Origin of the sequence: Streptomyces sp. NPDC088915 (assembly GCF_044749825.1) — a bacterium.
Classification (GTDB): Bacteria; Actinomycetota; Actinomycetes; order Streptomycetales; family Streptomycetaceae; genus Streptomyces.
This window is the reverse complement of sequence record NZ_JBIVIR010000007.1, coordinates 154,279-167,049: the sequence shown is the minus strand read 5'-3', so window position 1 is coordinate 167,049 and position 12,771 is coordinate 154,279. Positions and strand designations below refer to the sequence as shown.

Here is a 12,771-nt window from a genome sequence, read left to right as displayed (position 1 = left end):
CCGGAACGGCGGTGGCATGATGCCGGGCATGGACCGGGAGACGGCACGACTCTGGTACTCGGCCGCGTGGTTGGCGCGGTGGCGCGACGAGGTCACGGACGCGGTGCGCTCCGTGACGGCGTCGTTCGAGGAGATCCACGGCCGCGCGCCGGGCAGGAACGAGGTCCGGGCCGCCGGCGAGGAGGACCTCCGGGCCGCCCGCGCCTACGACCGGGAGCCCGTGAGGTGCGACGGGATGGTGACGTTCTACGAGTCGGTGGCGGAGGTCGCGCTGCCCGACGTGGGCCGCGGCTTCTTCATGCCCCCGGCGGGCGAGTGCCTGCGCCGGTACCTGGAGGAGGGGCCGGTCTTCGTCCCGTCGGCCCACGACCCCTTCGGACTGGTGATCGCCTCGAACGGCGACGGCCTCTTCTACGTCGCCGACTGGGGCGGCGTGGTCCACCGGTCCGGGTCGGCGTCCCTCGACGACGAGGACTTCGACAAGTACGCCGACAGCGTGCCCGAGTTCCTCTCCCACGTCCGCCGCCACGTCGTCGCCTTCGCCAGGACGGGTGTGGCGGGAGACCTGTAGCGCCGGTGGAGGTCGCCGCGCGGGGGCGCACGGATCCCGTGTCCGCCCGGGAGGAGGTGATCGCCGCCGTGATCGCCGCCGTGATTCCGGTGCGCGGGTGACCGTCTCGTAGCCCAAGACGGGTCGGCCCCGAGGAATGACAGCAATGAATCGCTCGTTGACACATGTCATGCCCTCTTTCTCCGCCGAGCCCGTGACGCCCGCCCCCGAGCCCGCCCCCGCCTCCACCCGCATGCCGACGGCCGTCTACATCCTCGGCCTCTCCGTCTTCGCGCTCGGGACGAGCGAGTTCATGCTCTCCGGGCTGCTCCCGGCCGTCGCGGAGGACATGGACGTCTCCATCCCGCGCGCCGGGCTGCTCATCTCGGCCTTCGCGATCGGCATGGTGGTGGGCGCCCCGCTGCTCGCCGTGACGACCCTGAGGCTCCCCCGCAAGACGACCCTGATCTCCCTGATCACCGTCTTCGGCCTGGGGCAGGTCGCGGGCGCCCTCGCGCCGGACTACGGGGTGCTCTTCGCCTCCCGGGTCGTGAGCGCGCTCGCCTGCGCCGGGTTCTGGGCGGTCGGCGCGGCCGTCGCCATCGCAATGGTGCCGGTGAACACGCGGGCCCGGGCCATGGCCGTCATGATCGGCGGGCTCTCCATAGCCAACGTCCTCGGCGTCCCCGCCGGCGCCTTCCTCGGCGAGCACCTCGGCTGGCGCTCCGCCTTCTGGGCGGTCGGCCTCGCCTCCGCGATCGCCCTCGTCGGCGTCCTCGTCCGCATCCCGCGCATCCCGGTCCCCGAGACCCGGCCCCGGCTCAGGCAGGAGCTGACGATCTACCGCGACCGCCAGGTCCTCCTCTCGGTCGTCGTCACCGCGCTCGCGGCGGGCGGCGTCTTCTGCGCCTTCTCGTACCTCGCCCCGCTCCTCACCGACGTCTCCGGCCTCGACGAGGGCTGGGTCTCGGTCGTCCTCGGACTCTTCGGCATCGGCGCCCTGGTCGGCACGACGATCGGCGGCCGGGTCGCGGACGCGCACCTCTTCGGGGTGATGCTCAGCGGCATCGCCGCCTCGACCGTCTTCCTGGCCGCCCTGGCGCTCTTCGCGTCCAGCCCGGTCGCCACGGTCCTGCTGGCCTTCCTCCTCGGCGTCTCCGCGTTCTACACGGCCCCGGCCCTCAACGCCCGCATGTTCAACGTGGCCGGCGCCGCCCCCACCCTCGCCGGCGCCACCACCACCGCCGCCTTCAACCTCGGCAACACCGGCGGCCCCTGGCTCGGCGGCGCCGTCATCGACGCGGGCCTCGGCTTCGCCTCCACGGCCTGGGCGGGCGCGGCGATGACGGCGGTGGGGCTGGGAACGGCCGCGGTGGCCCTGAAGCTCTCCCGGCGGACGCCGGGCGGCGGCCACGTCGTGACCGGGGGCGGGGTCGCCGCCCCCGCGAAGGACGGCCGGGAGTCGTCCCTGCCCGGCTGAGGCCGGGCCGCTGCTTGGGACTGGGCCGCTTCGCGTACGCCCGGTCCGGCGGGGCCGTGTACGCCCTCCGGTCCGGCGGGGCCGTGTACCCCCCCCGGTCCGGCGGGGCCGTCAGCCCGCCGTGCGGCCCTTCGGCCGCCGCAGGCCCGCCTGCGTGAGGCGGCGGAGGAGTTCCTTCGAGCCGACCTCGACCGCGCCGCCGGTCACCGCGGCCGCGTAGTAGTGGGACGGGATGTCGTAGTGGTCCCGCTCGAAGGCGCGGCGCGGGGCGCCGATCGTGGCCGCGAAGGCGTGCAGCTCCTCGAAGGAGACGTCGCTGACCAGGTGCGACCACATGCGGCCGTGCCCCGGCCAGGTCGGCGGGTCGATGTACAGCGTCATGCGCGGGCCCCTCCCGTCGCCCCGGCCCCGCCGCTCACGTCAGGCCGCCCACCGGCGCCACCACCACGCCCTGCTTGCCGCAGACCCAGTGCGGGTCCGGGCCCAGTTCCGGCTCCACGTCGAGGGCGTGCGGGTCGCCCGAGGCGCAGACGGGGCAGATCGGCCAGCGCCCGTACCGTTCGAGCAGGGCGTCCTGCACGTCCTGGGCGACGAGCCCCGCCACGTACGACACCCCCTCCGGCCACTGCTCGACCCACCAGCGCCGGTGGGTCACCGAGTCCTCCACCATCGACACCATCTCGGCGGCGGCGACCTGCCGGGCCGCGAGATCGGCCAGTACCAGCGCGCGGGCGGTGTGCAGCGCCTGCTCCACCGCGTCGATCTCGTCCATGCCCTCATTGTCACCCGGCCCGGAAGCCGCCGGAAAGGGCGAAGGTCCCTTCCGGTTCCGGACCGGAACCGGCCACCGGAAGGGGCTTGTCGCACCACCCTTCCGAAAGTATCTTTCAGGCGTGACCAATGACGTGAAGGAAAGTTTCACCAGCGACGCGCCCCCCGCCCCCGCCGCCCTCGCGGCCAAGGTGCGGACCCTGGCGCCCTCCATGACCCGCTCCATGCAGCGGGTCGCCGAGGCCGTCGCCGGAGACCCGGCCGGCTGCGCCGCCCTCACGGTCACCGGCCTCGCCGAGCTCACCGGCACCAGCGAGGCGACCGTCGTCCGCACCGCCCGCCTCCTCGGCTACCCCGGCTACCGCGACCTGCGCCTCGCCCTCGCCGGACTCGCCGCCCAGCAGCAGTCCGGCCGCGCACCCGCCGTCACCGCCGACATCGCCGTGGACGACCCCATCGCCGACGTCGTCGCCAAGCTGGCCTACGACGAGCAGCAGACCCTCGCCGACACCGCCGCCGGGCTCGACACCGTCCAGCTCGGCGCCGCCGTCGCCGCCCTCGCCACCGCCCGCCGCGTCGACATCTACGGCGTCGGCGCCTCCGGGCTCGTCGCCCAGGACCTCGGCCAGAAGCTGCTCCGGATCGGCCTGGTCGCCCACGCCCACAGCGACCCGCACCTCGCCGTCACCAACGCCGTGCAGCTCCGCTCCGGTGACGTCGCCCTCGCCATCACCCACTCCGGTTCGACCGGCGACGTCATAGAACCGCTCCGGGTCGCCTTCGACCACGGCGCCACCACCGTCGCGATCACCGGCCGCCCGGACGGCCCCGTCACCCAGTACGCCGACCACGTCCTCACCACCTCCACCGCCCGCGAGAGCGAACTGCGCCCCGCGGCCATGTCGTCCCGCACCAGCCAACTCCTGGTCGTGGACTGCCTGTTCACCTGCGTCACCCAGCGGACGTACGAGACGGCCGCCCCGGCCCTCGCCGCCTCCTACGAGGCCCTGGCCCACCGGCACTCGCCCCGCACCCGCTGAAACGCGACCCGCACCGCCCGCACCCGTAAAGCCCCGGCGCCGACGACGCCGCCGTACCGAAAGAGCCGCACGTGTCCGCTTCCGCTTCCACGTACTCCGAACTCCGCGCCCAGCTCGCCACCCTCACCACCGAGGCCTTCCGCCCCGAGCTCGCCGAGATCGACCAGCTCCCGACCCTGGAGATCGCCCGCACCATGAACGGCGAGGACCAGACCGTCCCCGCCGCCGTGGCCCGGCAGCTCCCCGCCATCGCCGCCGCCATCGACGCCACCGCCGAGCGGATGGCCCGCGGCGGCCGTCTGATCTACCTGGGCGCGGGGACCGCCGGGCGCCTCGGCGTCCTCGACGCCAGCGAGTGCCCGCCCACCTTCAACACCGACCCCTCCGAGGTCGTCGGGTTCATCGCGGGCGGCCCCTCCGCCATGGTCAAGGCCGTCGAGGGCGCCGAGGACTCCGAGGAGCTGGCCGTCGAGGACCTCACCGCGCTCGGCCTCACCCCGGACGACACCGTCGTCGGCATCTCCGCCTCCGGCCGCACCCCGTACGCCGTCGGCGCCGTCGAGCACGCCCGCGCCCTCGGCGCGCTCACCGTCGGCCTGTCCTGCAACGCCGACAGCGCGCTCGCCGCCGCCGCCGAGCACGGCATCGAGGTCGTCACCGGCCCCGAACTGCTCACCGGCTCCACCCGGCTCAAGGCCGGCACCGCCCAGAAGCTCGTCCTCAACATGATCTCGACGATCACGATGATCCGGCTCGGCAAGACGTACGGGAACCTGATGGTCGACGTCCGCGCCTCCAACGAGAAGCTCCAGGCCCGCTCGCGGCGGATCGTCGCGCTGGCCACCGGCGCGCCCGACGAGCGGATCGAGTCCGCGCTCGCCGCCGCCGACGGCGAGGTGAAGAACGCGATCCTCATGATCCTCGCGGACGTCGACGCCCCCACCGCCGCCAAGCTCCTCACGGACTCCCGGGGCCACCTGCGCGGCGCGCTGCACGCCCGGTAGACCCCCGCACGGCCCCCTCCCCCACACAGCAAGGCACCACCGCACCATGAGCACAGACGACAAGAACCGCGCCGTCGCCGCCGCGATCCTCCCCCTCGTCGGCGGCGCCGGGAACGTCACCTCCGTCGCCCACTGCATGACCCGCCTCCGCCTCGGCCTGCGGGACCGCTCGCTCGTCCGGGACGAGGAGCTCAGGGCCCTGCCGGCCGTGATGGGCGTCGTCGAGGACGACACGTACCAGATCGTCCTCGGGCCGGGCACGGTCGCCCGCGTGACGCCGGAGTTCGAGACCCTGGTGGCCGAGGCGCCGACCGCCGGGTCCCCGGCGGACCCCGCGCCCTCCGCCGACGACCTCGCGGCGCAGGGCGCGGCGATCAGGGCGGCCCGGAAGGCGAGGAACCAGACCCCGTTCAAGCTGTTCCTCCGCCGGATCGCGAACGTCTTCGTCCCGCTGATCCCCGCCCTCATCGGCTGCGGCATCATCGCCGGCCTCAACGGCCTCCTGGTCAACCTCGGGTGGCTCCCCGCCGTCACCCCCGCCCTCGCCGCCATGGCCAGCGGCTTCATGGCCCTCATCGCGGTCTTCGTCGGCTTCAACACGGCGAAGGAGTTCGGCGGCACGCCGATCCTCGGCGGCGCGGTCGCGGCGATCATCGTCTTCCCCGGCGTCGCCAGGATCGACGCCTTCGGCCAGACCCTCTCCCCCGGCCAGGGCGGTGTGCTCGGCGCGCTGGGCGCCGCGGTCCTCGCGGTGTACGTGGAGAAGTGGTGCCGCCGGTGGGTGCCGGAGTCCCTGGACGTACTGGTCACCCCGACGCTCACGGTCCTGGTCTCCGGCCTGGTCACGATCTTCGGCCTGATGTTCGTCGCGGGCGAGGTCTCCACCGCGATCGGCGACTTCGCCGACTGGCTCCTCGCGCACGCCGGCGCGGGCGCGGGCCTCGTCCTGGGCGGCCTCTTCCTGCCGCTGGTGATGCTGGGCCTGCACCAGGCGCTCATCCCGATCCACACCACGCTCATCGAGCAGCAGGGCTACACGGTCCTGCTGCCCATCCTCGCGATGGCGGGCGCGGGCCAGGTCGGCGCGGCGATGGCGGTCTACCTCAAGCTCCCCCGCAACGGCTCCATCCGCCGCACCATCAAGTCCGCCCTCCCGGCCGGCTTCCTGGGCGTCGGCGAGCCCCTGATCTACGGCGTCTCGCTCCCCCTGGGCCGCCCCTTCGTCACCGCCTGCGTGGGCGGCGCGTTCGGCGGGGGCTTCGTCGGCCTCTTCAGCATGCTGGGCGACAAGGTCGGCTCGACCGCGATCGGCCCGTCGGGCTGGGCCCTCTTCCCGCTCCTCGACGGCAACCACGGCCTGGGCCGGACGATCGCGATCTACGCGGGCGGCCTCCTCGTCGGCTACCTGGCCGGCTTCACGGCGACGTACTTCTGGGGCTTCAGCGACCGGCTCCTGGAGGAGTTCGACGTGGAGACGGAGACGGTTGTGGCCGCTTCAACGGCCCCGTCGAAGCCGTCCGGCCCGGACCCGGAACCGGCCAAGGTCTGACACCCGGTAAGGAAACCCCCGTACGGAAGGACCGGGCCGCTCCCTAGACTCCGCGCCCATGACCACCACGCAGCGCATCGCCGCCGACCTCGCCCCCACCGGAGTCCTTCGCGCCTCCGTCAACCTCGGGAACCCGGTGCTCGCCCAGGGCACCCCCGAGAACCCCTCCGGGATCACCGTCGACCTCGCCCGGGAGATCGGGGCGCGGCTCGGGGTCGGGGTCGAGCCGCTCTGCTTCGACGCGGCGCGGAAGTCGTTCGGGGCGATGGCGGACGGACGGGCCGACCTCTGCTTCCTCGCCGTGGACCCGGCGCGCGAGGCGGAGGTCGCGTTCACCGCCCCGTACGTCGTCATCGAGGGCGTGTACGCCGTGCCGCGCGGCTCCGCGCTCACCACCGTGGAGGAGGTCGACGCCCCCGGCGTCCGCGTCGGGGTCAAGAAGGGGTCCGCCTACGACCTGTTCCTGTCCCGCACCCTCGCGCACGCGACCGTCGTGCGCGGGGACGAGGGCGTCGACGTCTTCCGCGCCGAGGGCCTGGAGGCGGGCGCGGGCATCCGGCAGCCCCTGACCGCGTACGTACGGGAGAACCCCGGCGTCCGGCTGATCGAGGGCCGCTTCATGGAGATCCGCCAGGCGGTCGGCACGACGCCCTCCCGCGCCCCGGAGACCCTCGCCTTCCTGCGCGACACGGTCGAGGAGCTGAAGGCGAACGGCTTCGTCACGGACGCGCTGCGCCGCGCGGGCCAGGACACCGGCCTGCTGGCCCCTCAGAGCGCGTGACGCCGGCGGCGGTGGAAAACACTCCCGGGCGGAGCCCGGAAAGGCCCCTTCCCGGGGCCCGGGGCAAGCCTCCGGCGCCGATGCCGTGGCCCGCGCCCCTGGGGGGCCGCGGCGTACGGGACGACCCGCGCAGCAGCCGTACGAGGCTCCCGCCCGAACCCCCAACACCCCTTCTCATCTGGGGGTTTGACGTCCCGTTCCCTAGAATGGAGGGACTTCGGAGGGGAGCCGCATGGACACCGCCAACCGCCACATCCGCACGATCGACGACGTCATGGCCCTGCTCGACGACCTGTTCCCGCCCGCCGCCGACCGCTGGTCGGACGGGGGCTCCGGGTGGTGGGACGGCTTCTACGCCGACCGGGACAGGCCCGTGCCGTTCTTCGTCGCGAAGCCGGACGAGAGCCTGGTGTCGTACGCCGGGCGGGGACTGCTCCCGGGCGGCGGGGGCCGGGTCCTCGACCTCGGCTGCGGACCCGGGCGGAACGCCCTGTACCTCGCCTCGCTCGGGTACGAGGTGGACGCCGTCGACCTGTCCCCCACCGCGATCCGGTGGGCGCGGGAACGGGCCCGGGAGGCGGGCGCGGACGGCGTCCGGTTCGTGTGCGGCGACGCCTTCGCACCGGGCGTCCTGGACGGGCCGTACGACCTGGTCCACGACTCCGGCTGCTTCCACCACCTGCCCCCGCACCGCCGTATCGGCCACCTCGCGCTCCTCGACCGGGTCCTCGCACCCGGCGGCCTCTTCTCCCTGACCGCGTTCGCCGCCGGGGAGGGCGGCATGGGATCCGAACTGCCGGACGCCGACTTCTACCGACGCGGTCGGCTCGACGGCGGCCTCGCCTACACCGACGACTCCCTGCGCGCGGTCTTCGCGGACCTGGCGGAGGTCGAGCTGCGGCGCATGCGCGACGAGCCCGCCGACTCGGCGTCCTTCGGCGAGTCCTTCCTGTGGGCGGGGCTCTTCCGGAAGGCGTGAGTGCTCTGCGGAGGGCGTGAACGGGCGCGCAACAACGCCCGAGGGCGGCACCCCCGGTGGGGGTGCCGCCCTCGTTCGCGTTCAGCGATGAACCGCCGATCCCGGGATCCGGAGATCCCCGAGGATCAGAAGTCCATGTCACCGCCCGGCATGCCGCCGCCGGCCGGCGCGGCGGCCTTCTCCGGCTTGTCGGCGATGACGGCCTCGGTGGTGAGGAACAGCGCGGCGATCGACGCGGCGTTCTGCAGCGCGGAGCGCGTCACCTTCGCCGGGTCGATGATGCCCTCGGCGATGAGGTCGACGTACTCGTTGGTCGCGGCGTTCAGGCCGTGGCCGACGGGCAGGTTGCGGACCTTCTCCGCCACGACGCCGCCCTCGAGGCCGGCGTTGACGGCGATCTGCTTCAGCGGGGCCTCCAGGGCCAGCTTCACGATCGCGGCACCGGTGGCCTCGTCGCCGGAGAGGTCGGCCTCCAACTTCTCGAAGACGGTCGACGCCTGGAGCAGGGCCACGCCACCGCCGGCGACGATGCCCTCCTCGACGGCCGCCTTCGCGTTGCGGACGGCGTCCTCGATGCGGTGCTTGCGCTCCTTGAGCTCGACCTCGGTCGCGGCACCGGCCTTGATGACGGCCACGCCGCCGGCCAGCTTCGCGAGGCGCTCCTGGAGCTTCTCGCGGTCGTAGTCCGAGTCGCTGTTCTCGATCTCGGCGCGGATCTGGTTCACGCGACCGGCGACCTGCTCGCTGTCACCGGCACCGTCGACGATGGTGGTCTCGTCCTTGGTGATGACGACCTTGCGGGCGCGGCCCAGCAGGTCGAGGCCCGCGTTCTCCAGCTTGAGGCCGACCTCCTCGGAGATGACCGTGCCGCCGGTGAGGATGGCGATGTCGTTCAGCATGGCCTTGCGGCGGTCGCCGAAGCCCGGGGCCTTGACCGCGACGGACTTGAAGGTGCCGCGGATCTTGTTGACGACCAGGGTCGACAGGGCCTCGCCCTCGACGTCCTCGGCGATGATCAGCAGCGGCTTGCCCGACTGCATGACCTTCTCCAGGAGCGGGAGGAGGTCCTTCACGGAGGAGATCTTGGAGTTGACGATCAGGAGGTAGGGGTCGTCGAGCGACGCCTCCATGCGCTCCATGTCGGTGGCGAAGTACGCCGAGATGTAGCCCTTGTCGAAGCGCATGCCCTCGGTGAGCTCCAGCTCCAGACCGAAGGTCTGGGACTCCTCGACGGTGATGACGCCTTCCTTGCCGACCTTGTCCATCGCCTCGGCGATGAGCTCGCCGATCTGGGTGTCGGCGGCGGAGATGGAGGCCGTGGAGGCGATCTGCTCCTTGGTCTCGACGTCCTTCGCCTGCTCGAGCAGGGCGCCGGAGACGGCCTCGACGGCCTTCTCGATGCCGCGCTTGAGGGCCATCGGGTTGGCACCGGCGGCGACGTTGCGGAGGCCCTCGCGGACGAGCGCCTGGGCGAGGACGGTGGCGGTGGTCGTGCCGTCGCCGGCGACGTCGTCCGTCTTCTTGGCGACTTCCTTGACCAGCTCGGCGCCGATCTTCTCGTACGGGTCCTCGAGCTCGATCTCCTTGGCGATGGAGACACCATCGTTGGTGATCGTGGGGGCGCCCCACTTCTTCTCGAGGACGACGTTGCGGCCCTTGGGGCCGAGGGTGACCTTGACGGCGTCAGCGAGCTGGTTCATGCCGCGCTCGAGACCGCGCCGGGCCTCCTCGTCGAACGCGATGATCTTGGCCATGTGAAGTGGTCCTCCCGGACATGGGGTGGATAACGCTCCAGGACCGCGCCGACGCCCGCGACGGACGGCCTCCGCAGCTCCGCGTGGTTCCTTGCCCCACCCGGCCGGCGGCCTCGTCTGCCCGATCCTCGTAGCACTCTCACCTTCAGAGTGCTAACGCCAATGATTAGCACTCGCCCTATGAGAGTGCAAGCCGTTCCGAAGGAACGTCGACGAGGGGTGGCGGTCGGGCGACGGGAGGGCGCAAGCGACTCTCGGGTTTCGGGAGGGGCCGGGGAGGGGTCGGGGAGGGGTCGGGGTGCCCCGGAGAACGCGCGAGGGGCCCGCTTCCCCTGGGGGATGCGGGCCCCTCGACGGCGTTGCGTCGGTGGCCGATCGCGCCGCGCTCAGACGGCGAGCTTGACCATGTCCGCCTGCGGACCCTTCTGGCCCTGCGAGATCTCGAACTCGACTCGCTGTCCCTCTTCGAGGCTGCGGTAGCCATCCATCTGGATCGCGCTGTAGTGGACGAAAACATCCGCACCACCGTCGACCGCGATGAAGCCGTAGCCCTTCTCCGCGTTGAACCACTTGACGGTGCCCTGAGCCATGCCTAACTCCCCTATTACTGGCCCTTGCGCGGGGCCGCACTTCACGAACCCCGGGTCAGACCCTGCGCCGGAACGCGTCGACCGCCGCTGAATGTATCTGTCCAACTGCCCTCTGCAACAGGCCAATCGGGCGAGAATTCTGGGCAGCGCGGAAAGGAGAACTGGGGAGATTCCCCTGAATCGCGGGGCAAGTCGGGCCCGGCAAAGCGCGCAGAAGGTGCACAACGCGCACACAGTTTGACTGCTTCTTGTCAGGTCGAGGCGCGTTTTCATATGCGCCCGGCATGAGCAGCGGAGGGGGCTTCCCCAACTCTACCGCGCTCAACCATGCAGAATTGCCCCTTCCGCTTATGGACGCGGAAGGGGCAATTCAAGAAAGACGGGACAACGGGTACCGCTCGGGAAACGCGGCTCAGCAGCCGCCGGCGACCGCCGGGATGATCGAGACGCCCGAGCCGGCCGGGGTGGCCGTCTCCAGGCCCTGCTCGAAGCGCACGTCGTCGTCGTTCACGTAGACGTTGACGAAGCGGCGCAGCTTGCCCTGGTCGTCCAGGACGCGGGCGGCGATGCCCGTGTGGTTCTTCTCCAGGTCCGCGATGACCTCGGCGAGGGTCGTGCCCTCGGCCCGGACCTCGGACTGCCCGCCGGTGTAGGTGCGGAGGATGGTGGGGATGCGGACGTTCACGGCCATGGCTTCTTAACCTTTCGGGGGACCGGAGGAGTTCAGTGGGCCAGGCCGGCGTTGCGGAACGCGTCCAGGCTCGGGCGGATGGTGACGGTCTCCCGAGAGGTGTCGGCCACCGCGTCCAGGGTCTTGAGCCCGTCGCCGGTGTTGATGACGACGGTGGTGAGCTCCGGGTCGATCAGGCCGTTCTCCACGAGCTTGCGCGCGACGCCGACGGTCACGCCGCCCGCGGTCTCGGCGAAGATGCCCTCGGTCCGCGCGAGCAGCTTGATCGCGTCGACGACCTGCTCGTCGTTCACGTCCTCCACGGCGCCGCCGGTGCGGCGGGCGATGTCGAGGACGTACGGGCCGTCGGCCGGGTTGCCGATCGCGAGCGACTTGGCGATCGTGTTCGGCTTCTGGGGCCGCACGACGTCGTGGCCCTCCTTGAAGGCCACCGACACCGGGGAGCAGCCCTCGGCCTGGGCGCCGAAGATCTTGTACGGCTTGTCCTCGACGAGGCCCAGCTTGATGAGCTCCTGGATGCCCTTGTCGATCTTGGTGAGCTGGGAGCCGGAGGCGATCGGGATGACGATCTGGTCGGGGACGACCCAGCCGAGCTGCTCGCAGATCTCGTACGCGAGCGTCTTGGAGCCCTCGCCGTAGTACGGGCGCAGGTTGACGTTCACGAAGCCCCAGCCCTCGCCGAGCGGGTCGCCGATGAGCTCGGAGCAGAAGCGGTTGACGTCGTCGTAGTTGCCCTCGATGGCGACGAGGTCACCGCCGTAGACGCCGGCCATGACGACCTTGCCCTCTTCCAGGTCGTGCGGGATGAACACGCAGGAGCGGAAGCCGGCGCGGGCGGCGGCGGCGCCGACGGCGCCGGCCAGGTTGCCCGTGGAGGAGCAGGAGAGGGTGGTGAAGCCGAAGGCGCGGGCGGCCTCGATGGCCTGGGCGACGACCCGGTCCTTGAAGGAGTGGGTCGGGTTCCCGGAGTCGTCCTTGACGAAGAGCCTGCCGGGGGCGACGCCGATCTCGCGGGCCAGGTTGTCGGCCTTGACGAGCGGGGTCCAGCCGGGGTTCAGGTTCGGCTTCTCGGCGACGTCGGCCGGGACGGGCAGGAGGGGGGCGTAGCGCCAGATGCTGGCGGGGCCGGCCTCGATGCGCTTCCGCAGCTCCTCGGGGTCGCCGACCGGCAGGTCGTACGCGACTTCGAGCGGTCCGAAACAGAGCTCGCAGGCGAAGATCGGGCCGAGGGCGAAGACTTCACCGCATTCGCGACAGGAGAGCCCGGACGCGGAACCGAGGTCGACGGTGGTGGCGGGTGCGACGGTCTGTACAGCCATGGAGGGGAGGCCCTTTCTCCTCATCTTTCTCGATGGCGAATTTTTCGCCATGAGACGGATTTGGCACCTTCCCTAGCCGGGGGCCTCGGTGGATCACGAGACGAACCGACTGGAGGGTTGCCGGGGCTTCAACGGGCCGTTTCCCTCTGCCCCTCTGGATGAGCGGTATTCGATTGTGGGAGCGCCGGGACTTTCGTTCCCGTGCTCCGACGCGGTCGCCACCCCGACGTGCGCGGGGTCGCTGCGTTGTTCAAGACTGTAAC

The 12,771-nt window shown here is 71.9% G+C and carries 13 protein-coding genes and 1 riboswitch; of the genes, 7 read left to right on the top strand and 6 right to left on the bottom strand.

What is annotated here, in order from left to right; translation table 11 throughout:
* Positions 1–28 precede the first annotated feature (28 nt).
* A complete protein-coding gene (locus ACIP5O_RS15235) occupies positions 29–571 on the top strand; it encodes a hypothetical protein (protein ID WP_401293113.1) in 543 nt (180 codons plus the stop codon).
* A 232-nt stretch (positions 572–803) separates the two neighbouring features.
* Positions 804–2,030 carry a Cmx/CmrA family chloramphenicol efflux MFS transporter gene (locus tag ACIP5O_RS15230; protein WP_401293521.1) on the top strand — a complete coding sequence of 409 codons (1,227 nt, stop codon included), beginning with the start codon at positions 804–806 and terminating at the stop codon, positions 2,028–2,030.
* 111 nt (positions 2,031–2,141) lie between these two features.
* Here the strand turns inward: ACIP5O_RS15230 and ACIP5O_RS15225 are convergent, their stop codons facing one another.
* Together ACIP5O_RS15225 and ACIP5O_RS15220 are read right to left on the bottom strand one after the other, a co-directional pair.
* Positions 2,142–2,411 carry a DUF4031 domain-containing protein gene (locus ACIP5O_RS15225; RefSeq protein WP_401293110.1) on the bottom strand — a complete coding sequence of 90 codons (270 nt, stop codon included), beginning with the start codon at positions 2,409–2,411 and terminating at the stop codon, positions 2,142–2,144.
* Between the two features lie 34 nt (positions 2,412–2,445).
* Entirely contained in the window at positions 2,446–2,802 is a 357-nt protein-coding gene (locus ACIP5O_RS15220) for a hypothetical protein (protein WP_401293108.1), read from the bottom strand.
* A gap of 121 nt (positions 2,803–2,923) precedes the next feature.
* Here ACIP5O_RS15220 and ACIP5O_RS15215 point away from each other — a divergent pair, with 121 nt between their 5' ends.
* The 5 genes from ACIP5O_RS15215 to ACIP5O_RS15195 all read left to right on the top strand — a co-directional run bounded on the left by ACIP5O_RS15215 (position 2,924) and on the right by ACIP5O_RS15195 (position 8,154).
* Positions 2,924–3,841, top strand: coding sequence for a MurR/RpiR family transcriptional regulator (locus ACIP5O_RS15215; RefSeq protein ID WP_125658047.1), 918 nt, complete (start codon positions 2,924–2,926; stop codon positions 3,839–3,841).
* Positions 3,842–3,912: 71 nt separating this feature from the next.
* The gene (gene murQ, locus ACIP5O_RS15210) at positions 3,913–4,845 is read left to right on the top strand and encodes an N-acetylmuramic acid 6-phosphate etherase (protein ID WP_401293104.1); all 933 of its coding nucleotides are present in this window, start codon (positions 3,913–3,915) and stop codon (positions 4,843–4,845) included.
* Positions 4,846–4,891: 46 nt separating this feature from the next.
* Positions 4,892–6,394, top strand: a complete 1,503-nt coding sequence (locus ACIP5O_RS15205; protein ID WP_401293101.1) for a PTS transporter subunit EIIC — start codon at positions 4,892–4,894, stop codon at positions 6,392–6,394.
* A 58-nt stretch (positions 6,395–6,452) separates the two neighbouring features.
* A complete protein-coding gene (locus ACIP5O_RS15200) occupies positions 6,453–7,175 on the top strand; it encodes a transporter substrate-binding domain-containing protein (RefSeq protein WP_401293098.1) in 723 nt (240 codons plus the stop codon).
* A 232-nt stretch (positions 7,176–7,407) separates the two neighbouring features.
* On the top strand, positions 7,408–8,154 hold the full coding sequence (locus ACIP5O_RS15195; RefSeq protein WP_401293096.1) for a class I SAM-dependent methyltransferase: 747 nt from the start codon (positions 7,408–7,410) through the stop codon (positions 8,152–8,154).
* 125 nt (positions 8,155–8,279) lie between these two features.
* Here the strand turns inward: ACIP5O_RS15195 and groL are convergent, their stop codons facing one another.
* The 4 genes from groL to thrC form a co-directional block, all read right to left on the bottom strand.
* Positions 8,280–9,908, bottom strand: coding sequence for a chaperonin GroEL (groL, locus tag ACIP5O_RS15190; RefSeq protein WP_062753193.1), 1,629 nt, complete (start codon positions 9,906–9,908; stop codon positions 8,280–8,282).
* Between the two features lie 386 nt (positions 9,909–10,294).
* A complete protein-coding gene (locus tag ACIP5O_RS15185; protein WP_015035246.1) occupies positions 10,295–10,498 on the bottom strand; it encodes a cold-shock protein in 204 nt (67 codons plus the stop codon).
* 412 nt (positions 10,499–10,910) lie between these two features.
* Positions 10,911–11,189, bottom strand: coding sequence for a MoaD/ThiS family protein (locus tag ACIP5O_RS15180; RefSeq protein ID WP_401293092.1), 279 nt, complete (start codon positions 11,187–11,189; stop codon positions 10,911–10,913).
* Positions 11,190–11,221: 32 nt separating this feature from the next.
* Positions 11,222–12,508, bottom strand: a complete 1,287-nt coding sequence (gene thrC, locus ACIP5O_RS15175) for a threonine synthase (protein ID WP_401293089.1) — start codon at positions 12,506–12,508, stop codon at positions 11,222–11,224.
* A 17-nt stretch (positions 12,509–12,525) separates the two neighbouring features.
* A riboswitch (SAM riboswitch) is annotated at positions 12,526–12,673 on the bottom strand.
* Positions 12,674–12,771: the final 98 nt, after the last annotated feature.